Below are 21,652 nucleotides of genomic sequence, written 5' to 3'. Positions count from 1 at the left end.
CCCTCCGAGACCATCTCGACTCAAGAGCGCGGGCTGACGAAGCGCCCAACACCCTGCCGTGCTTGGACATACCCAGCCGTTTCCAGTTCACGTACGGCTCTCCGCACGGTCCCCCGAGCCACGCCGTAAGCCTCCGCCAGCTCGGTCTCGCTGGGGAGCCGCGCGCCGGCGGGGAGGTCACCTTCATGGATTCGCATTTGCGGTCCGCCATGATCTGTTCGTAGGGCGCGAGCCGACCGGCTGTGGCGACCTGCCGTCCGACTCCAGGGACAGTTGCGACGTCCCCGGACTCCTCGAGCGTTCGCAGAGCCCGACGGACCGTCGTACGAGCAACGCCGAACTCCCGCCCAATCTCCGCTTCGGATGGCAGCCCTTCGGGATAGGCCCCCTCAACGATCCGTGCACGCAGCGCTTCCGAGATCACGAGATAGGTCCCGCGCGGGCTGTGGTCGGGCACTTGCTCTCTTCACTGATCCGCCTTGTAGTCAACAGGCTCGCATGCCCAGCAGCAGCGGACCGCGGACCATCTCACTGCACATCCGAGATCCATCCTGCCTGACCGTCGGCTGTACGCCTGTTTGGGCCCGTGGTTGCAAGACCCCGCCATCACCGCGCTTGGGTGCGACCCCGCCTCGGCCGGACCCATCCAAATTCGTCGTCTGCCCATCATCAAGGTGGCGGCCTCGATAGCATGTCGCTCCGTCAGACAGCACTCCCGACACGGAGGCACAGTGGCCAAAATGTACGACTACGAATCGCTCGGAGCAGACGAGTTCCAGGAACTCTGCCAAGCGATTCTAGTCGCCTACTACCCAGACGTTCAGTGCTTCCCAGTGGGAATGCCTGATGGGGGAAGGGATGCATCCGACCCACGCCTCCGAGTTGCGGATTCAACCGTATACCAAGTGAAATTTCGGAAACCCACCCCCAACAAGCTCGCCACTCCGGACCAGATCGTCGCTTGGATAACTAAGGCACTTACCGGCGAACTCCCAAAGGTTCAGGAACTAGCTTCTCGCGGCGCCCAGAAGTACGTGTTGATGACGAATGCCCAGTGTTCCTCTCACACTGATTCTGGTACTCGAGATCGCGTACAAAAATGGCTCAACGAGAACATGCCGATTCCGGCACAGGTGTGGTGGCGCGACGACCTAGATCGACGTCTGGATAGCCAGACCGAAATCAAGCGCACTTACGGATTCATTCGGGATGTGACCGGACTCGCCGAACTGCTTGGACTGAGAGACAGTACCGCAGACGACGAATCTTTCATCAGAATCGCACGCGGGGATGCACGTGTTAGCGCACTCATGAAATATATGATGCACCAATACCAACGCGACAGGATGGTGAAATTCAAGCAGGCGGAACTTGAGCCACAACTCCTTGACGTCTACATTGATGTACCTCTCTCCCGAAACTCCATCGAGCGATCACTTGGCATTCGCTACCACAGCGGCCCGAATCAGAGGGCTCTCACCATGGAGAAATGGGCAGGTCTTATATCATCAGATGTTTCTGCCGCCTTCATGACTAGCAACCGCACAAGCGGTCCAGCAGCTGCCTCTGTTCTACTTTCCGAGGAGATGGCTCCTGGCAACTTCGCGCCATCGCAATCTCGCCTTGTTCTAGAGGGCGCTCCGGGACAGGGAAAATCCACAGTCGGGCAGTACGTGTGCCAAGTACACAGAGCCCGTCTTCTCGGACTCGCAGAGGTAGATCGATTCCGACAAGAGCACCGTTACAGCCCTATTCGGTTTCCATTTCACGTGGATTTCCGAGACTTGGCCACCTGGTTGCGGCGCCAGGATCCCTTCGACATCAAAAATCAAGGATTGCCTCAAGGGTGGTCAGACACACTCGAGTCCTTTCTCGTCGCTCAAATCAGTCGATCCTCCGGCGGGATGAAATTTTCCATCTCGGATTTGGACGCACTTCTACGGGCTACCCCCGCCCTTCTAATCCTCGACGGCCTCGACGAAGTTCCTGACCTCGGAGATCGTCGGGCTGTGGTTTCGTGCGTGAACGAAGCTCTAAATCGCATCGAGCCGTTCAGCCCATCGTTTCGCACAGTAGCGACCAGCCGGCCCAGTTCATTCTCAAAAACTCCTGGATTTTCGAAGCGCGAATACACCTACTTCACACTGGGCGATCTACCGTTGTCTCTGGTGCTTGAGTACACGGATGGCTGGCTAGATTCTCGAAACGTCGGCCATCACGCAGCACACGAGATCAGGCAAGTGCTAGGGCTCAAGTTGGGTCAGCCGCACATTGTTGACCTCGCCCGCAATCCTATGCAGCTCGCAATTCTTCTTTGGCTGGTCCGCAAGAAGGGTCCTTCACTCCCAGATAAACGAACGGCCCTCTACCGCGAGTACATGGAGACATTCCTAGACCGCGAAGCCGAAAAGAGCACCATCATCCGAGACGAGCGAGAACTCATCTTGGACCTACACGGTTACGTGGCCTGGGAACTGCACTGCCTGGCCGAGACCGGGGATTCGACAGGGAGCATCTCAGAACCAAAACTAAAGACACTGCTCAAGAAGTATCTCCTAACCCGCGGCTATAAAAAGAAGAAGCTTGAGCTGGTGGACCAGCTCTTCACCGGCATGACCGATCGCGTAATGGTTTTGACGAGTCGAGTACAAAACACTTTCGAATTCGAAGTGCAGCCACTCCGAGAGTACTTCGCAGCGCGGTACCTCTATTCGACAGCGCGAACAAGTAGCCCAGGGGCCGAGCACGCAGGAAATCGGTCCGATCGCTTCGAAGCTCTTCTCCGAAATCCCTACTGGTGGAACGTCACGCGTTTCTACGCAGGTTTTTCAGATGTAGGCGAGCTAGCAAACCTGGTCGACTTGGTAGAGGACCTCGTGCAATCTGGAGGAGATTACTCGCTAATCTCCTATTCCCGCGAGGTGGCCCTGACCTTGCTTCGAGACCAAGTCTTTTCACAGAAGCCGCGCTCTGTGTCAAAGATGGTTGAGATCATCTCCTCCGAAGAATCCGCCGCCCTCTTCAACCCGCGAGAATTGGCGAACTCGAACCTTTCACTTCCAGCGGACTCTGGCGGTGAAGAGGTTGTTGAAAAAATGATACAGAGGATCGAGCAGCGAGCCAAATCCGGCGTAACCGATTTTGATGCCGCGAAGCTTCTTGCAGCGAACGCCTCGGGGTCAGAGACCGTCGACTGGTGGTTCACCAAATGGTCTCGAGCTCGAACAAGTCGCGCGCGCAATTCGTGGCTAACTATAGGAAGAATCGCGGATTCCCTTAGTTACATATCCGTCGACCAGGGCGCCGAAATTGTCGCGAGAATTGGCGAGGACCTCCGTTCCTGGCACATCCTGCTCGATGCAGACATTCCATCTCGGAGTCTGCTGACCGAATCCAATTTCGACTCCTTCCTTAAGGCCTTCCGTGCCGGCGTGCACGTAGACATCTTGACTAGGCGTCAGACTGTGACCGTGACAGGGATGTGCGCCACCATCGCGTCGCCAGATCAGCTGCTCTACCTTCTTCAATCAGACGGCAACGTAGGACCCTGGACCAGGATAGGGATCCGCGAGCTCAAAGCGCGCGCGCAGGGCGACAGATACGAGCGGCTGCTCCACGAACTCTATTCCATTATGCAAACAGCTTCTGCTGCACCGAACCCTAGGAATGACATCCGTGTTTGGGTGGACTTTCATGCATCCATCACTGATGCACTTGGAGGTCAATGCCGTCGCACCTTGGTCCTCGGTGCTGCACTCGGAGAGATTCGAAGCGGCAATCTAAATCGCAGCACCGTGGGCAATATGCTCGATGATGCAGTGTCTGTAGTCATTCGAGCCCGCTACGCCAGGCAGCAGCGTGGGAACCTCGGCTGGTGGGCGGATCAAGTAGCAGGGATTAGAAATGAAGACGATGCATTCTTCATACTCTGCTGCATGATGCGCTGGGCACCCGTCTCAGCCTTTGCCGAAAACTCAGGGCCCCTCATTAAATGGGTACGGCAACTCGACGCCTACACGTTGCAAATACTTCACTCTGCGGCGCCCCCCATTTGGCTCCGTTCCGGGCCTGGTATCCCTCATGACGGTCTAGCATCCACTCACCCGTCTTGGGTTTACATTGTCTCTGCTAAGTTGCATCGCGCAGACGCGCTTGCAGTTTTGGAAAACGCCACAGAAAATTGCCGCAATAACGAGATAGCAGGCCTTATGGGGGCGTGCCGACTGAACATTCTAGTGCGTTCATCCGGAAAGGACTGGAGCGAAGCGACTAATTCCATAATCGATGCTCACGCTAGCACGCATGACAACATCCCGAATCGGGTGTTCCATCCTGAATTCTCGACTATGACTGCTCCAACCAGCCGCGACCTACTCCGACGTGCTACTCAGTTGCCCTCGGGTTTGAGGTACGCGGCGAACGACACGCTCACCGCCGACGTCGCACGCAGGGCGACCCCGCTCAGGGAGGTGTCCGGCAAGGACGAGTGGTTCGATCGGGAGGCAATCGACTGAGCGACGACGGTCGTCTCGGCTCCGTTCAGGGCCATCCTGGCCCAGAACGGCCAACCTCCCTCCGTCTCAGTTTTCGTCTCGTTCATTGACGTACGCACCCGTACGAGGAAGCCGTGCTTCCTCCCAAACGACCCGGGTGCGTACAAGATTGAACAGGAGCGAACGCCTACGTTCGGGTTTTCGTGAACCGGGACAATCCTGCAAAGCGAGTTACGCCGGTTCGATTCCGGTCACGGCTTCTACAGCGAAGGCCGGTCAGGGGAGGGCGCTCCCCTGACCGGCCTTCGCCGTGTCGGCCCCACGAGGGGCCGCGATCAGCCGGCCGGTAGCGCCGAGGCCTGCTCGGGTAGCCCGCCACCGTCGCGGCAGCCCAGCTCCTTGGCCAGCGCACGGGCGGCAGAGTGAGCGATGACGAGGTAGTCGTTTGCGAGTTTGGTCTCCCCCTCGCTGTCCCACTGGTCCTCGAAAGCAACGGTGAGCCGCACGGAGCCCGCGGCCCCGGCCCGGGCACTGACGCAGTCGAACGCCACGGCCCTCTCCTTGTCAGCGCGCGCCACCCGCACGCCGCCCCCTGCGGCACCCTCCACCGACGGCCGGACCTCCGCGACCCGCTTCCCCGACCCGATCCGGCCGGTCACCACGCATGACGGCACAGCCCGGGCCTCCTCCACGGCCTTGGCCATGGCCGTGGCGCCCACGGCCCCCTTGGCGTCCGGGACCAGGTACCAGGACTGCAGGACCCGCCCCAGCGCGTCCGCGCCCGCCTCCGCGAATAGCCCGGAACACGCCTCGGTCGCCGCGACCTCGGGATTCTTCACGGCAGGAGCCTTCACCTCAGCGTCCGAACCCCCGCATCCGGCCACGAACACCAACCCCGCCACAACCCCCGTGACGCGTACCGCCCGCACCCACGCCATCACAGCGTCCCCTTCACGTTTCGAACCGGCGGCATCGAATCCGCCGTTCACGACCGACTGGCCGACGACGCCACCAGATCCCGGCCGACGGAGTGGCCAACGGCCGACTCCTTCGAAGCGGCCGTCGCCAGGGTGTCGACATCCGCCGCCGACATACCCGACCCGGCCGCCGCATGGTGGACGGCGTCGTCCGCCGCCCTGCTCGACCTCTCTTCGGCAGCGGCGTACATCGTGGCCACCTTCTTCTCCGTCTCGGCCGTCTTGTCTTCGCCCTCCTTCTTCGCGTCCTCCACGAAGTGCTCGGTGACGTCCTCCTGGACCCACTCCAGTACGTCACCGGCAAGCGGTACCAACTCGACGTACTTGCCGCCCGCCGCGGTGATACCTCGATTGATCCACTTCGCAGTGTCCTCGACGCCCTTGACGTACTCCTCGTTACTGTGAGCGGTCTCGGAGTGCATGTTCTGGGCCCGGGCCTCCGTCAGCATCCCGGTGATCTGCCCACCGGGGAAAACGGCGTTCTCAATCGCCGTGTCCAAGTGCCCGTGCTCCACTCGGTGCACGATGACGTCGTTGACGAGAACCCCGGTGAAGGCCTGGTTGGCGTTGACGATCGCCCCGTACGCTTCCGGATCCTGGCCGACCGCCCCCAGGAAGCGGGCCATGTCGGCCTTGTTGAACTCTGCCATCTCACCGCTCACCTTGATCTGGGCGGAATGGTGGGCGGCGGACGCCTGCAGGTCGGGTACGTATTCGGCGGCCATCCGCCCGAAGTGGCCGGACAGGCCGGCCAGCGGGGCCTTCTCGTCCGCGCCCGGTTTCGCCGCGACCACCTCCGGGTTGTCGCTGATCTTCTCGACGACCCGTTCCATGACGTCCGTCATCGGGCCGGTGTGCGGAACGGGCTTGGCGTCCTCGTCGCCCGCCGCGCGGCCCGTCACCGCCGCCTCCAGGGCGCCGCCCAGCGCGTCCTGCGCCGGGTGCACGTCACCCGTCTTCGCGATGTCGAAGCTGTCCATGTACGGCTTCTTGTCGAGCATGTAGTCGACCATGCCCTGGTCCTTGCCGTGCTGTCCGCCGACCGGCTTGTCGTCCTTGGTGACGATGCCGTCGTGGTTGCTGTCCTCTCGGACCGGCTCGTTGAAGAAGGCCGTGGCCGCGTCCGGGTTGTTGCCCAGCGCCTCCATCAGGCCCGTCAGCGGGTAGAAGCCCCGCCCGCCGCCCTCGCCCTGGTTGAGGACCGAGTCCAGGCCGTACGGGGTGTGGTACTCCCAGGCCTTCGGATCCTTGCGGTCCATGGCGACCATGTCGCGGCCGACCGAGGTCAGGAACTCCGTGTCGTACGTGCCCTCACGGATCAGCGCGCCGAGCGCCTGGTAGCCGTAGATCGACGTCACACCGCCGGTGACCTGCATCTCCTTGCGGCCGGCCTTCATCAGCTGGGTCGTCCACGCCGCGTCGAGGTGGTTCGGCACGTCCTTGTGCGTGGCCAGGCCGAGCATCGCCCCCATGTCGCTCTGGATGTTCGCGACCATCAGCGCACGGTCCCTGCCCGCGACGCCGAGGCTCGTGGCATCCAGGGACATGGTGGCGTACATCTCCAACGTGCCTTCGGCGCCCACCGTCCGGTAGAACCCCGTCGCGAACTCCGGGTCCTCCCGGTTGTCGTCGAGCAGGTCCTCCAGCTCGCGCAGCGCCTCGGGGTTGCGGGCCGTGCCGCCGTCACCCGTGACCTTCTTCATCAGCGCGGCCGCCCGGTCGGCTTGTTCGGCGTCGAGCGTGCCGTACTTCGGGGCGGTGAAGTTGTTGTCGTCCGTGACATTGGCCTGGAGCGCGCGGACGAGCGAGTCATCCGCGTCCTGGGCGTCCTCGACGGCACGGTTGACCCGCTCCTGCCACAAGCCCTGATTCTTGCGGAGCGTGGCCTGGTAGTCCGGATCGTGCTGGGCCGCGTAACGGTCCTGCGCATCGGCGAGCGGGATGGCGGACACCCGCCCGCTCTCGTCGATCCGAAGGCCGGCGGCCGGGGCGTCCGCGACCAGCTTCCTGATCTGCTCCTGGACCGCCTTGAGGGTGGCGTGGCCGTCGGTGAGCAGGAGGTGGATGCCCTTGGCCTCACGGGCCGCGTCGTCGAACTCCTTGGCCGTCTTGTCGACGAGGGATCGGGCGACACCCGCCGTGGCGCCGTTCCACTGCGCCTTGTCCGACTTGGCCTTCATGCCGTTGCGGGCCGACTCCGCCAGCTCGTCCAGCTTCTTGACCATCGCGGCCCAGTCGGTGATCGCGGTCTGGAGCGGGCCCAAGGGCGCGTTCATGACGTTCTCGTACGTCAGCACGTGTCCGACACCTTCGTCACTTGAGGAGCTGGTCGATCTTGGAGGCCGTGAAATCGGCGTGCAGCTGCTGCTCTTCCTTGGCGTGCGAGGAGAGTGAGTAGTTCAACCCGTTGGAGATGTTCGCGCAGGCGGCGACGAGGGTCTTGAGCTGGCTCTCCCAGCGGGTGTTGACCTTGAGCAGGGCCGCACCACTCGCGAAGCCCTCGCGCGCGAGCGCGCCGGCCGCCTCGGCGGTGGAGGCGGCGGCGTGCTTGCCGTCGGCGGTGAGCCGGGTGTGGAGCTTGTGGGCCTCGGAGCCGACCTCGCCGATGTGGTCCTGGTTCAGCTCCAGATCGGCGGGGCCGCCGCCGGGACCGGGTGCGGCGGGGACGCTGTTGAGCCGCGTGGAGACGTTGGCGGCGGCAGCGCTCCGGGCCGTGGACCATTCCTCGTCGAACGACATGGCGTGGCCTTCCCTTCTGGCTCTGGTGGTCTGCGGTTCAGTAGCTTCGCGCGAGTCAGCGGCTCCGGCGCCGGAGGGCAACGGCGGTGACGGCTCCGCCGATGAGTACGCACGCACCGAGGCCGAGCGCCAGCCAGGGAAGGCTGCCACTGCCACTGTCCTCTGCCTTCGCCTCGGCCTGGGGAGCGGGGGCCGCCTGGCCGGAGGGGGCGGAGGAGGAAGGCCCCGACGGGGCCTTCGTCCCGGTCCCACCGCCGGCTGCGGCCAGGTCGGGGAGCGGGTAGACGTCTGCGGGGCCGGGGTCGCCGGGGTTGGGTACCGCGATGCGGGGGCGAACGACGCCGTAGCCGACGAAGTCGCTGCGCTCGGCGCCGTCGACGGGCTTGCCCGCGGTGTTGATGAGGACTCGGAGCACCTGATTGTTAGTCCACTCGGGGTGGGCAGACCACACCAGAGCAGCCGACGCGGAAGCGAGGGCGGTGGCGTCACTCGTGCCATGGTTCTTGCACAGCTGAGTGTCGCTAGCGCAAGCCGTGACGATGTCGACGCCCGGGGCCACCAGGTCGACCTGGTGACCGTGCTGAGACTCCGAGGTCGCCTTGCCATCTGGGCCAACAGCACCAACGCCTACCACGCCTGGCGTTGCAGCCGGGTAGAGGACGCTATTGCCCGCATCGCCCTCATTGCCTACGGAAGCAAAGATCAACTTACCTTTAGACAAGGCATAGTTAACGGCACCGAGCCGCTCGGGGTCATCCTTGGGAAGCCCCAGCGAGATATTGATGATCTTGGCATCTGAGTCCGCCGCAAAGCGGATCGCCTCGGTCCAAGACGGAGCGGTCTCGCGGGACTCGTGTGGCACGCGGATCGGAAGAATCTTGGCTCCTGGCGCAAGCCCGAACGACCCATCACCACTGGGGTGTTTGCCCGTTGCTGCGATCAACGCAGCCATGGTGGTTCCATGCTTCTCATAGTCCGTGCGTTCGTCGCCCTTGTTTGACGTGGCGAAGTCCTTTCCGGGGAGAACCTGCCCTTCCAGCTCAGGGATACGGCCGACACCCGTGTCGATTACAGCGACGGTGATGCCCCTGCCTGTGGCGGTCTTCCAGATCTCGTCGGCCTTCATCGAGGTGAGATGCCACTGCTGGGACCGAATGGTCTCTGCATGGGCCGGGGTCGCGGAAATCCCGGCCAGCAAGAAACCGGCCAAGGCCGCCGTCACCCTACGCATGCGCATCCCCTGCAACGTCCGCTCCACTCAGTCGATCACCGGCGGAACGACACGACCATCGCCCTGCCACGTCTCTTCGTCCTCAGCCAGATAGTCCGGGCGCTCACCCTGCGGGCCGTCACTCCGTCGACCTGGAGCATGTGCGCCAGCGCCCCCGTGGCCCATTGGTCCACCCATCGGAGCAGAGCCCGCTCCACCGCGAACCAGGCCGGAACCACCCTGGGTAAACGGCTGCCCACCAGCGATAGAGCGACCACCTGCACCCGGCTGGTGCCCATCGACGACGCCGCCCGGTTCGATGGCAAGACGACGACCGGCCATCGGGTTGCCAAGAGCGCCATTCGCTCCGCCACCACCCATACCCATGCCGCCGCCCATGCCCATGCCGCGCCCGGCCGTCTGCGCGCCCTCACCACCAATGACCGTGCCACGGGGAATGCTCGCGCCCGGCCCACTGGGTGTCACCGGTCGGCCCCCCGAGATCCCACTGTCGCGCGGGGGCAACCCGGCAACACCGCCTAGTCCGCCCCCCTTCCCACCAACCCCGCCCGCGCCGGGAATGGTCCCGCCGGGACCGAAGCCGCCTGGGCCGACACCGCCGATCGGCTTTTGCATTCCACCGCCCGGCGGCAGCGTCAGGGGCGGGACGAACCCACCGGGGGTGACACCCAGACCGCCTCCGCCCGGACCGACCTGACCCGGGCCCCCGGGTACTGCCGGGGCCGGGGGAAGGGTCGTACTCGGCGTCGGGCCGACGGTGTCGAGACCGGTGCCAATGTTGCGGTCCGGGGGCGCAGGAATGGGTCCCGGCGACGGCTGCGGGCCGGGCGCAGAACCGGGGCCAGGCGCCGCACCTCCAGGACCCGAGGGTGTCGGGGCATACGACGAGCCGCCTGCCCCAATTGCCCCCGGCGAAGCCCCTCCAACTGCACCCTGGCCAGCCCCACCGGTTGCCCCCTGAGGAGTCCCGCCAGAGCGCTCCAGTTCCTGCCCTCCGTCCTTCACTTCCGGAACAAACGTTGCCGGTGGCGGCGGAAACGTGGGAATCTCCGCCATCTCCATCCCAGTAGCCGAAGCCTCGTACCCCTGTGCCAGCTTCGTCATCTGCTGGATCGCCTGCTGCCGGTCGCCGCTCAGCTTTGAGTGCGCCTGCTGGCCGATCTGCTGCGCGTCGGGGTCGTTGCGGTACTCGCGGGACGCCTCCAGGTTGGCCGCGGCCCCGCTGTCGTACTTCGGCATGTTGGCCTTGACCTCGATGACGACCTGACTGGCCTGCGTCAGCTGCTTGCCGCCCTCGGCGCTGTACTCGCTCAGCCGCAGCGTCGCGTTGCCCGTGCGGCTGACCCAGTCCTGGAAGGCGACGGCCGATTCGCCTTCCCAGCCGGTCACCCGGTGGTCCTTGAGGCTTTCGCCAATCTCCTTGATGGTCGCCGCGGCGTCCGTCAGCTGAGCGCCGCGCGCCTTGAGCGTCTCCGCATTGGCCGAGGCCAGCATGGCCAGCAGCTGCTGGTGCGTGTGGTTCTCGAAGTTCGTCGCCATCAGAGACCCTCCACCTGCGACGTTCCGGAACCGGATGACTGCGAAGCCGAACTGTGCGGGGGCGGCGGCGCCAACGGGTCCCGTTCCGGGACGTAGTTGGCGTCGGCCTGCTTGCTGATCGCCAGCATCCGACGCTTCGTTTCCTCGTCCACGCCCTCGAAACCGCGACCGCTCGTCTGGATCGCGATGCTGAGCCCCTCGATCTGGTCAGCCAGCCCCTTCGACAGCGCAAGCAGCTGCGTGTGCACGTTCGTGTAAGCCGTGAACAGCCGCTTGGCCTCCGCGAAACCCTCGCCGAGGGAGTTCTCCGGGAGGGTGCCGTCCGCCAGTTTCTTGTCGCTCGCCGGGGAGCCGTCCAGCTTCTCCAGCAGACCGTCGACCCGCTTCTTGTAGTCCGTCAGCGATTCGTACTCGACCTGGAGCGCGCCCAGAGCCGCCGGCGAGGCTACGCCCACGCCGAAGTCCAGCCCGAACACGCCCGGCCCATAGTCCACTGCCACGATTGGCCTCCCCGACTCCCCGTCGTCCCCGTTCACACCCGCTTCGCGTGCATTCGCACACGCACGTCGCCAGTGTCCATAGGTACTCTATCGACAGACACCGACAGGCCCAAGTTCCGGGTTGCAGGTGCAATCGGGGTCACAAGGTTATGAGTTGGGCGCCGCCACCGCCGCGGATGGCCGGATCGGGAGCCTGTTGACCGGCCGGCCCGTGGCCGCGCGGACCGCCGAGGCCACCGCCGCCGGGGCCGTGACCACCGGGACGGCGCTCGCCGGCTTGGCGCCGAAGGGGGCCACCACGTCGCGTTCCTCGACGAGTTTGACGATGCGGACCGTCGGGGCGTCCAACGAGGTGGGAAGGGCGTAGCCCGTCAGATCCGGGTGGCGGATCAGGCCGGAGGCCGTGCGGAGGTTCTCCGTCAGGGCCGCGCCCACGCCCTGGATGACGCCCGCTTCGATGCGGGCCGCCAGCTGGCGGGGGTTGAGGACCCGGCCGACGTCCTGGGCGACCGCGAGCTCCACGACGCGCACCGAGCCGAGCTCGATGTCCACGTCGACGACCGCGCGGATCGCGCAGAAGGCGAGGCCGACGAAGGCGTCGCCCTGGCCGTCCCCGTCCAGCGGCTCCGTCGGGTGCGGGCGGCACTGGGCCGTCGCCCAGAGTTCCTTGCCCTCCATCGCCTCCGCGACGGTCGTGGAGAAGGCGCCGTCGTACGACGTGATCCGGCCATCGGCGATCTGGAGGAGTTCGGTGGACATGCCCAGCTTGTGGGCCATCGGCTGCAGGAGTTGGGTACGGACCATCTTCGCGGCCCGCTCGACCGCGCCGCCCGAAACCCAGGTGTGGCGGCCGTGGGCGGAGGGGCCCGCCGGCGGCTGGTCGGTGTCGACCGGGGCCGTGACGACCTCGTCCACGCCGAGGGTCTCCTGGACGATCTGGCGGGCGAGCGTGGAGAAGCCCTGGCCGGTGTCGACGGCGGCGCAGATGACCGTCGCCGCGCCGCCGACGATCTTCACCGTGGCCGTGGACACCTCGTCGGTGCCCTCCGCTCCGAGCATGTGGACCATGCCGACCCCGTACCCGACGCCGCGCCGCACCGCGCCCGGCTCGCCCGCGCCCTCCAGGCCTCCCGGGAGCAGCCACTCCTCCTCCGGGGTGTCCTTGGGGAGGGCGGGCAGCTCGTGGTCGCGGACCGCGCGCAGGAGTTCCGCCACGGGGGCGGGGCAGGTGACCGTCTGGCCGGTCGGGAGCAGGTCGCCGGTGGCCAGGACATTGCGCAGGCGAAGTTCGGCGCCGTCGATGCCGAGGGCGGCCGCCAGCTTGTCCATCTGGCCCTCGTAGGCCGCGCAGACCTGCATGGCGCCTTCGCCGCGCACGTGTCCGGAGGGCGGGTTGTTGGTGCGCACCGCCCAGCCTTCGACGAAGGCGTGCGGGACGACGTACGGGCCGCACGCGAAGGCCACCGCCGCGGCCAGGGATTCCGAGGAGGCGTCGGCGTAGGCGCCCGCGTCCATCAGGATCTGGGCCTCGACCTTGACCAGCCGGCCGTCCGCGTCCGCGTGGTGGCGGTAGCGCAGCAGCGTCGGGTGGCGGTGGGGGTGGCCGAGGAAGGACTCCTCGCGGGTGGCGGCCAGCTTCACCGGGCAGCCGGTGCGCAGGGCGAGCAGGCCCAGCGGGAGCTGGAAGGCGGCGTCCTCGCGGTCGGCCGTCGCGCCCGGGACCCCGGTGACCACGACCCGTACGCGGTCCGGTTCGAGGCCGAAGCAGGCGGCGGCCAGGTCGCGGTCGGTGTGCGGGTCGGTGGAGGCGGTGTAGATCTCCACGCCGCCGTCGGGCCGCGGCACGGCCAGGCCGGCCTCGGCGCCGATGGGTGCGGGGTCCTGGCGGCCGATGCGGTAGAGGCCCTCGACGACGACCTCGCCGGTGGCTTCGGGATCGCCGTAGCGCAGCGGGATGTGCCGGATCAGGTTGCCGTCGGGGTGCAGGTCGGGGGCGCCGAAGGCCTGCTCGGGGTCGGTGACCGGGTCGAGGAGCTCGTACTCGACGGCGATCGCGGCGGCCGCGAGGCGTGCGGTGTCGGGGTGGTCGGCGGCGACGGCGGCGATGGGCTCGCCGTGGTGGCGGACCACGTCGTGCGCGAAGACGGGCCGGTCGGCGATGCGGCGGCCGTGCGTGGTGGCGCCGGGGACATCGGCGTGCGTGACGACGGCCCGCACGCCGGGCATTTCGGCGGCGGCGGAGGTGTCGATGGAGAGGATGCGGGCGTGGGCGTGCGGGGAGCGCAGCACGGCGGCCCAGAGGAGGCCCTCGGCCCACAGGTCGGCGGCGTAGGGGAAGGTGCCCTCGGTCTTGGCCCGGGTGTCGGTGGCCGGGACGGACGCGCCGATGCCGCGCGGGACCGCCGACTCCGACGGTTCCGCGCCTTCGGTCATCGGTGTCGTGACCGCTACCGGGACCGTCGCAGCGTCGTGGGCGCTCACGCCGTGCCTCCCTCGTGGTTGCCCTGCATCCCGTGGTTCCCGTGGTTGCCCTGGTTGTCCTGCATCCCGTGGTTCCCCTGGCTGCCCTGGTTGTCCTGCATCCCGTGGAAGCCGCCCTCGCCCGGCGGGGCCTGGTGCGGGATCCGGGCCTCGGCGGAGGCCGCGGCGGCAGCTTCCGCCGCCGATCCGCGCTCGGCGACGACCTCGCGCACGGCCTCGATGACGCCCGAGTAGCCGGAGCAGCGGCAGAGGTTGCCGCACAGGGCCTGGCGTGTCTCCAGCTCGCTGGGGGCGTGGTTGCCTTCCAGCAGATCGTGGATGGTCATGGCCATGCCGGGGACGCAGAACCCGCACTGCACCGCACCCGACCTGCACAACGCCTCTTGTACGTCCGACAGTTCCCCGTCGGTCGCGAGACCTTCCACGGTCCGGACCTCGCTGCCCGCCGCGGTGGCCGCCGGGACGAGGCAGGAGGCGACGAGCCGGCCGTCGACCTGCACGGCGCAGGCGCCGCATTCACCCTGCGAGCAGCCGTCCTTGGCGCCGGCGAGGCCGAGGCGCTCGCGCAGCACGTAGAGGAGGGACTCGCCGATCCACGCACCGGTGACGGGGCGGTCTGCCCCGTTGACGCGCAGGACGTAGGAGGCCGACGGGTGCTCCTGCTGGGCGACGGCCGCGGCGTCCGCTCCGTCGGCGGCCTCTTCCTCGTACGTCGCCCCCTCGCCCGGAGCCCCTTCGGCCGTCTCCGCCGAAGCCGTCCCGACAGCCAGGTCGGCGTCGTCCGTACCCGGCGCGGGCGCGGCCCCGGCTCCGCCGGCGGCCGGCACGACTCCGCCGCCACCCTGCTCCGCCCCCACGGCCCCGGCTCCGGCCTCGTCCCCGGCCCCGTCGAGGTCCTGGTCCCCGGCTCCGCTCACGGCTTCGTCAGTACCCCGGGCTTCGCCCGTACCCCGGGCTTCGCCCTCGGTCCCCGGGTGCTGGCGCTCCCCCGAGTCCGGGACCTGCGCCGGGCCGTGGGCGGCTTCGATGTCGTGCGGGGCCGGGTAGCCCGGCTCCCCGTCCAGCGGGGTGCCGACCCCCGGGCCGCCCAGCACGCGCGGCCCGCGCCCCGGGGCCGAGCCGAAGAGTCCGCCGGCCGGCGCGGACACCCCGGGGAACACCCCGGAGCCCAGCGGATCGGAAGCCAGCGGATCGGAGCCCAGCGGGTCGGAACGCAGCGGGTCGGAGCCCGGCCCGTCCGAACCCGGCCCCCCGGAAACCGGCCCGTCGCCGTCCGGCTGCTGCGCCACGTATCCGCGCGCACCCTCGAAGTCCGGATGGGCCGCCCACGGGGCCGCGGCCCCGCCCGGCAGCGTCGCGGGGGCCTGGCTCCAGTCGGCCGAGGCCGCGAGCTGCCCGAAGCTGCCCGTGTCGCCCGCGCCTCCCGGGGTCCACACGTCGCTCGCCGCCGCCTCCGGGAACCGCCACTCGCCAGTGGCCCCCGGCTGGTGCGCGGCGCCCCGGCTCGCCTCGAAGGGCTCGCCGAACGGCTCGCCGAAGGACTCGCCGAAGGGCTCCCCGAAGTTCTCCGCGCCGGGCTCGGCCACCGGCTCCGCCGCCGGATCCGCGAACGCCGCGGCCACCGACGCCGGAATCGGCACCGACGCCGGGATCGGAGCCCGCCCCGCGGCCCCCGAAGCACCCGCGCCCGCACCCGTGTCGGCCGGCGCCGTCGCACCCGCCTCCGGCCACTGCACCGGGATCGTCCACGTGCCCGTGGCCGCCGGATCCGTACTGCCCGTGCCCAGCGGCACGATCATCGGCGGCGGCACGTAGCCGTGCCCGGGGGCCGCGAGGGGCTCCCCGGTGCCGAGCGCGTCCAGCATGTCCTGCGGCAGCTTCACGAAGGCCGTCGCGTCGGAGTCGTACTCGCCGCCGTGCGGCACCGGCTCCCAGCCCCAGGCGGGACCCGTGTTCTCGTTCTCACTCATGAGCTCAGCGCCCTCCCCAGGGCCCTCCGTGCCAGCACGGCCACCGTCCGCCGCAAATGCAGTACTGCGGGAGCCACCGGCTCCCCCTGGTCGGGCACGCACGCCGCCGCGACGTACTCGCCGAAGGCTTCGAGCGCCTCGGGGGCCAGACTGCGCTCCCCGTCCCAGTCGATCAACGATGCAACCCACTGCTCGGCTTCCAGCGGCCGCAGCGGCATCGGGGCGACCGCGCCGATCGCGCAGCGCACACCCCGGCGCGCGGGGTCCAGTACGAGCCCCACGGACGCCACCGCGCGCCCCGGTCCCGTACGGCCCGTGGCCTTGAGGAACACCTGCGGCGCGTGCAGCAACGGCACCCGCACGAAGCCGATCAGCTCTCCGGGGCGGAGCATCTCCCGGCCGGCCAGCAGGTGGGAGACCGGGATCTCGCGCCGCGATCCGCCGGGCCCGACGATGACGAGCACGGCCTCCAGAGCGGCCAGCACGGGCAGCGCGTCACCCGTCGGCGCGGCCGTGGCGATGTTGCCGCCGAGCGTGCCGGCGTTGCGGATCTGCGGCGGGCCCGCGGCGCGCGCGGCGGCGGCCAGGGCCGGGATCAGGGCGGCGAAGTCCGGCCGGCCCATGCGCGCGTGCGTCAGGCCGGCGCCGAGCAGGGCGTGGCCGTCCTGGTACTGCCAGCCGCGGATCTCGTTGATCCGGCCGAGGCCGACCAGGGCGGAGGGGCGAAGGAGTCCCGCGTTGACGGCGGCCATGAGGTCGGTGCCGCCCGCCACGGGGACGGCGGCGGGCATGGCCGCGAGCGCCGCCACGGCCTCGTCGAGCGAGGCCGGCAGCGTCACGGACTGCGCCGCGTTCCCCGCCCGCGGGTCGCTGCGGGGCCCCTGGGACGAGTCCCGTGCCTGCGGTGCGTGCGGTGCGTGCGTGGTCAACCCAGCTGCCCCTTCCCGATGTCCCGGTCCCGGCGCTCACGCCTGTCCGCCGTACGGTACGTGCTCACCGCCGGGAGGTGGCAACTCTGGCACATCTTCCGGAGCACCGGACGCGAGGGTCCGCCGCCCGCGCACCACCGGCGACACCGCCCGCGCAGCCCCGGGTGCAGCCCTCCGTACGGCGCCCGCACGGCCCCCGCACCAGCCGCGCGACCCCACCGTGACCCGGCTGCGATCCGACCGTGATCGGGCCCCGCTCCGGCCCCGGTACGACATCGCCCCGGCCTCACCCCGGCCCTGCCCCGGGCCCGCCCCGGCCTCGCCCCGACCTCGATCCCGCGCCCCCGCGGCTCATCCCCGCGGGGGGCTCGTCACACGTTCGGGGGCGCTCCCTCGATCGGGCGTCCGAGCACTCCGGGCCTGCGCTGCCACGGCAACGGGCCGCCCGGCGGCCGGTAGTCGACCCCGAGGGCGTCCAGGCGCCGGTAGTGGGCCGTCATCCGCGCCTCGAAGTCCGCGTAGTCCCGGTCCTCCGGCCGGGGCAGCCGGGACCACACCACCTCGGCGAAGGCCGCGAGGCGCGGGAACACCTGGTAGTCGACGCGGCTCTGGTCCTCCATCACCTCGGTCCACGCGTTGGCCTGCGCTCCCAGCACGTGGGCGGCGGCCTCTTCGGACAACTTCGGCGGTACCGGCTCGAACCGGTACACATCCTCCAATGTCCGTACGTACCCGATGGGCATCGGCTCGTCCTCGCCGCCCGCCTGACGGTGGTCCAGGTACACCTGCTGCTCAGGGCACATCACCACGTCGTGGCCGGCCTCGGCGGCGGCGATGCCGCCCGCGTAGCCGCGCCAGGAGGACACGGCCGCTCCCGGGGCCAGTCCTCCTTCCAGGATCTCGTCCCAGCCGATGAGCCGGCGGCCGCGCTCGGCGAGCCAGCCGTCGAAGTGCCGGATGAACCAGGACTGCAGACCGTCCTCGCCGTCGACCTCCAGCTCGCGGATCCGCTCCTGCGCGACCGCGGAGGCCTTCCACTGCGCCTTGGGGCACTCGTCGCCGCCGATGTGCACGAAGGGCGAGACCTCGGCCGGGAACAGCTCCAGCAGCTCCTCGAAGACCCCCTCGTAGAACCGCAGGACGGCCTCGGTGGGCGCGAGCACGTTCTCGTTGATGCCCCAGTCGTCCCACACCCCGAGCGCGGACGTGTCCACCACGTCGGTGTTCCCGAGCTCCGGGTAGGCGGCGATCGCGGCCTGCGAGTGCCCCGGCACGTCGATCTCCGGCACCACCCGCACGTGCCGCTCGGCGGCGTACGCGACGATCTCGCGGATGTCGTCCCGGGTGTAGAAGCCGCCGTGCGGGGTCTCGTTCCACAGCGGCGAGGCCCGGTGGCCCCACCGGCTGCGGCCACGCCACGCGCCGACCTCGGTGAGCTTCGGGTAGCGCTCGATCTGCACGCGCCAGCCCTGGTCGTCCGTCAGGTGCAGGTGCAGCACGTTGAGCTTGTGGGCGGCGAGCAGGTCGATGTACCGCAGTACCCCGTCCTTGGGCATGAAGTGCCGGGCCACGTCGAGCATCAGGCCGCGCCAGCCGAAGCGGGGGCCGTCGGCGACGTCCCCGCACGGCAGCCGCCACACCGCCCCCGGCAGCGGCGCCCGCCGGTACGCGTCGGCCCCGAGGAGCTGACGCAGCGTCTGGGCGGCGTAGAACAGGCCCGCCTCGTCGGCGCCCTCCAGGAGCACGGCGCCGGGCGCGATGTGGATCCCGTACGACTCGGGGCCGCTCTCCCGCGCCAGCTCCGGGCGCACCACGAGCCGGATCACCTGGTGCACGTCGTACGTCTCGCCGGGGGCCGGGGCGGGCAGCACCCAGCCGGTGGCCGCGCCGAGTTCGCGGCGCAGCCAGCGGGCCGTTCCCCCGGCGCCGGGCCCGGCGTGCATCAGCGGCGACCTGAGTTCGAGCACGGCCCCGTCGGGCCGGAAGCGGGCGTACTGCGGCTGCGGGATCAACTCGGGCATGGCCTCGACTCCTCCACCGTTGCAGCATGTGCAACGTACGTTTCACAGGGCGCTGACGCGGCGACCCTAACCCGCCCCCGGGGCACGGCAAAGGCCCCCGGGCGCACCTGTGCGCACCGAGGGCCTTCGTCCCGCTTCCAGGGGGCCGGAGGACTACTTCCCGTCCTTGCCGCCCTTGTCCTTGTCCCCGCCGGGGCCCATGGACTCGTAGATCTCCTTGCACATGGGGCAGACCGGGTACTTCTTCGGGTCGCGGCCCGGAACCCAGACCTTGCCGCAGAGCGCGACGACGGGGGTGCCCCCGAGTGCGCTCTCCATGATCTTGTCCTTCTGGACGTAGTGGGCGAAGCGCTCGTGGTCGCCGTCGCCGTGGGACACCTGCGGCGTCGGCTCTACGAGGGTCCCCGTACCAGTCCCGCGATCGGGCTCAAGAGTGCTCATGACGCCAGGGTACCGAGTCCCTCGCGCGCGAGGGATCCGCGGCGGCGCCCCGGCCACGGGCTCAGTTCATCGACGGGTCGTCCGCGTACGTGGCCACCATGGCCAGCTCGCTGCGCTGGCGCCGCAGCACGGCGCGCCACAGCCGCTCGGGGTCCGGGAAGGAGACGTCGCCCGGCTCGGAGTCGACCACGTACCAGGCGCCCACACCCAGTTCCTCCTCCAGCTGTCCCGGGCCCCAGCCCGAGTACCCGGCGAAGATGCGCAGGCCGCCCAGGGCCGCCGCGAGGAGTTCGGGCGGGGCCTCCAGGTCCACCAGGCCGATCGCCCCGTGCACCCGGCGCCAGCCGAGCGGCCCCTCCTCGCCCGGGACGACCGCCAGGCCCAGCGCGGAGTCCAGCGCCACCGGGCCGCCCTGGAAGACCACTCCGGGATCCTTGGCCAGCGGAGCCCAGGACAGCAGGACGTCACCGACGCCCACCGGCGTGGGGCGGTTGAGGACGACGCCGAGCGAGCCCTGCTCGTCGTGGTCGAGCAGCAGCACCACCGCGCGGTCGAAATTCGGGTCCGCGAGGGCGGGGGTGGCCACGAGCAGCCGCCCTGTGAGGGAGGACACCTCGGTCATGGCGACATGATCTCGCACATTGGCCCGCGAGGGGGAGTGGACGGCGCATCCGGACCGTACGCAGCTCAGGGCGCACCGCGGCAGTACGGGGCGCGCGCGGGCCGCCGGCCGGACCCGGTGCGGAAGGAGACGCTCCGCCACCTGGCGGGCACCCAGGGTGTTGTGCCGAATTCATGACAGTCCTACGGCCCCGTCAGCCTTACGAACAGGGGGGTCATGCCCCTTACCCTTTTCACTGGCCCCCTGCCCACCCCTCTCCGGAACGCGAGATTCATGACCGGCATCAGTGACGATGTACTGCTTGTCCACGGCGGAACTCCGCTCGAGGGCGAGATCCGTGTCCGCGGCGCGAAGAACCTCGTACCCAAGGCGATGGTCGCGGCCCTGCTCGGCAGTGAGCCGAGCCGGCTGCGCAACGTTCCCGACATCCGGGACGTCCGGGTCGTGCGCGGGCTGCTCCAGCTGCACGGGGTGACCGTCCGCCCCGGAGACGAACCGGGCGAGCTGGTGCTCGACCCCTCGCACGTCGAGAGCGCGAACGTCGCCGACATCGACGCGCACGCGGGCTCCTCGCGGATCCCGATCCTGTTCTGCGGCCCGCTGCTGCACCGCCTCGGCCACGCCTTCATCCCGGGCCTGGGCGGCTGCGACATCGGCGGCCGGCCGATCGACTTCCACTTCGAGGTGCTCCGCCAGTTCGGCGCGACCATCGAGAAGCGCGAGGGCGGTCAGTACCTGGAGGCCCCGCAGCGACTGCGCGGCTGCAAGATCCGCCTGCCCTACCCGTCGGTCGGCTCGACCGAGCAGGTGCTGCTGACGGCCGTCCTGGCCGAGGGCGTCACCGAGCTCAGCAACGCCGCCGTCGAACCGGAGATCGAAGACCTCATCTGCGTCCTGCAGAAAATGGGCGCGATCATCTCCATGGACACCGACCGGACCATCCGGATCACCGGTGTGGACCGCCTCGGCGGCTACAACCACAAGGCGCTCCCGGACCGGCTCGAAGCCGCCTCCTGGGCGTCCGCGGCCCTCGCGACCGGCGGCAACATCTACGTGCGCGGCGCGCAGCAGCGTTCGATGATGACGTTCCTGAACACCTTCCGCCGGGTCGGCGGGGCGTTCGAGATCGACGACGACGGCATCCGCTTCTGGCACCCGGGCGGCCCGCTCAACGCCATCGCGCTGGAGACCGACGTCCACCCCGGCTTCCAGACCGACTGGCAGCAGCCGCTGGTCGTGGCGCTGACCCAGGCCACCGGCCTGTCGATCGTCCACGAGACGGTCTACGAGTCCCGCCTGGGATTCACCTCCGCGCTCAACCAGATGGGCGCGCACATCCAGCTCTACCGGGAGTGCCTGGGCGGCAGCGCCTGCCGTTTCGGCCAGCGCAACTTCCTGCACTCGGCCGTCGTCTCGGGGCCCACCAAGCTCCAGGGCGCCGACCTGGTCATCCCCGACCTGCGCGGCGGATTCTCGTACCTGATCGCGGCGCTCGCCGCCGAGGGCACCTCGCGGGTGCACGGCATCGACCTGATCAACCGGGGCTATGAGAACTTCATGGAGAAGCTCGTGGAACTGGGCGCCAAGGTCGAGCTCCCGGGCGGCGACCTCGTCTGACGCTCGTCCGGCGGGCGCCTGGCGCCCGTCTGACGAGCGCCCGACGGGCGTAGATCCACGCAGACCGACCCAGAACGCCCTCACAGGCCCCG

At 68.8% G+C, this 21,652-nt stretch carries 15 protein-coding genes and 1 pseudogene; 2 read left to right on the top strand and 14 right to left on the bottom strand.

Going from position 1 to position 21,652, the window contains the following annotated elements; genetic code table 11:
- Positions 1 to 20: 20 nt before the first annotated feature.
- Together ABZY57_RS07275 and ABZY57_RS07270 are read right to left on the bottom strand one after the other, a co-directional pair.
- Entirely contained in the window at positions 21 to 197 is a 177-nt protein-coding gene (locus ABZY57_RS07275; protein ID WP_356509122.1) for a GntR family transcriptional regulator, read from the bottom strand.
- A gap of 68 nt (positions 198 to 265) precedes the next feature.
- A pseudogene (locus tag ABZY57_RS07270) lies at positions 266 to 424 on the bottom strand (GntR family transcriptional regulator); the annotation flags it as partial.
- A gap of 316 nt (positions 425 to 740) precedes the next feature.
- Here ABZY57_RS07270 and ABZY57_RS07265 point away from each other — a divergent pair.
- Complete coding sequence (locus tag ABZY57_RS07265) at positions 741 to 4,514, top strand: hypothetical protein (RefSeq protein WP_356509009.1); 3,774 nt, start codon at positions 741 to 743, stop codon at positions 4,512 to 4,514.
- A gap of 314 nt (positions 4,515 to 4,828) precedes the next feature.
- On the opposite strand, the gene ABZY57_RS07260 is transcribed toward ABZY57_RS07265, so the two are convergent.
- The 12 genes from ABZY57_RS07260 to ABZY57_RS07205 form a co-directional block, all read right to left on the bottom strand.
- Positions 4,829 to 5,332, bottom strand: coding sequence for a hypothetical protein (locus ABZY57_RS07260; protein WP_356509006.1), 504 nt, complete (start codon positions 5,330 to 5,332; stop codon positions 4,829 to 4,831).
- A 146-nt stretch (positions 5,333 to 5,478) separates the two neighbouring features.
- Positions 5,479 to 7,767 carry a hypothetical protein gene (locus ABZY57_RS07255; protein ID WP_356509004.1) on the bottom strand — a complete coding sequence of 763 codons (2,289 nt, stop codon included), beginning with the start codon at positions 7,765 to 7,767 and terminating at the stop codon, positions 5,479 to 5,481.
- Between the two features lie 16 nt (positions 7,768 to 7,783).
- Complete coding sequence (locus ABZY57_RS07250) at positions 7,784 to 8,209, bottom strand: hypothetical protein (RefSeq protein ID WP_356509002.1); 426 nt, start codon at positions 8,207 to 8,209, stop codon at positions 7,784 to 7,786.
- A gap of 55 nt (positions 8,210 to 8,264) precedes the next feature.
- Positions 8,265 to 9,440 (bottom strand): type VII secretion-associated serine protease mycosin, encoded by a 1,176-nt coding sequence (gene mycP, locus ABZY57_RS07245; protein WP_356509000.1) that lies wholly within the window; start codon positions 9,438 to 9,440, stop codon positions 8,265 to 8,267.
- 27 nt (positions 9,441 to 9,467) lie between these two features.
- Positions 9,468 to 10,979, bottom strand: coding sequence for a hypothetical protein (locus ABZY57_RS07240; RefSeq protein WP_356508998.1), 1,512 nt, complete (start codon positions 10,977 to 10,979; stop codon positions 9,468 to 9,470).
- Positions 10,979 to 11,479: a hypothetical protein gene (locus ABZY57_RS07235; protein WP_356508996.1), complete on the bottom strand. Its 501-nt coding sequence runs from the start codon at positions 11,477 to 11,479 to the stop codon at positions 10,979 to 10,981. Before ABZY57_RS07235 ends, ABZY57_RS07240 begins: the two co-directional genes overlap by 1 nt.
- 147 nt (positions 11,480 to 11,626) lie before the next feature.
- Complete coding sequence (locus tag ABZY57_RS07230; protein ID WP_356509120.1) at positions 11,627 to 13,912, bottom strand: xanthine dehydrogenase family protein molybdopterin-binding subunit; 2,286 nt, start codon at positions 13,910 to 13,912, stop codon at positions 11,627 to 11,629.
- 44 nt (positions 13,913 to 13,956) lie between these two features.
- Positions 13,957 to 15,930, bottom strand: coding sequence for a (2Fe-2S)-binding protein (locus ABZY57_RS07225; RefSeq protein WP_356508994.1), 1,974 nt, complete (start codon positions 15,928 to 15,930; stop codon positions 13,957 to 13,959).
- Positions 15,927 to 16,721 carry an FAD binding domain-containing protein gene (locus tag ABZY57_RS07220; RefSeq protein ID WP_356509118.1) on the bottom strand — a complete coding sequence of 265 codons (795 nt, stop codon included), beginning with the start codon at positions 16,719 to 16,721 and terminating at the stop codon, positions 15,927 to 15,929. The genes ABZY57_RS07225 and ABZY57_RS07220 overlap by 4 nt, the downstream gene beginning before the upstream one ends.
- 509 nt (positions 16,722 to 17,230) lie before the next feature.
- On the bottom strand, positions 17,231 to 18,880 hold the full coding sequence (locus ABZY57_RS07215) for a beta-N-acetylhexosaminidase (protein WP_356508992.1): 1,650 nt from the start codon (positions 18,878 to 18,880) through the stop codon (positions 17,231 to 17,233).
- 153 nt (positions 18,881 to 19,033) lie between these two features.
- Complete coding sequence (locus ABZY57_RS07210) at positions 19,034 to 19,321, bottom strand: DUF3039 domain-containing protein (RefSeq protein WP_243337322.1); 288 nt, start codon at positions 19,319 to 19,321, stop codon at positions 19,034 to 19,036.
- 61 nt (positions 19,322 to 19,382) lie between these two features.
- Entirely contained in the window at positions 19,383 to 19,943 is a 561-nt protein-coding gene (locus tag ABZY57_RS07205) for a YqgE/AlgH family protein (protein ID WP_356508989.1), read from the bottom strand.
- Between the two features lie 273 nt (positions 19,944 to 20,216).
- On the opposite strand from ABZY57_RS07205, the gene murA reads away from it, so the two are divergent.
- Entirely contained in the window at positions 20,217 to 21,560 is a 1,344-nt protein-coding gene (murA, locus tag ABZY57_RS07200; protein ID WP_243337326.1) for a UDP-N-acetylglucosamine 1-carboxyvinyltransferase, read from the top strand.
- The last annotated feature ends 92 nt before the right edge of the window (positions 21,561 to 21,652 follow it).

The organism is Streptomyces sp. NPDC006450 (assembly GCF_040612195.1).
In the GTDB taxonomy this organism is placed as follows: Bacteria; Actinomycetota; Actinomycetes; order Streptomycetales; family Streptomycetaceae; genus Streptomyces.
Note: the sequence above shows the minus strand (reverse complement) of the source record. Positions and strands in the feature narration are given on the sequence as shown.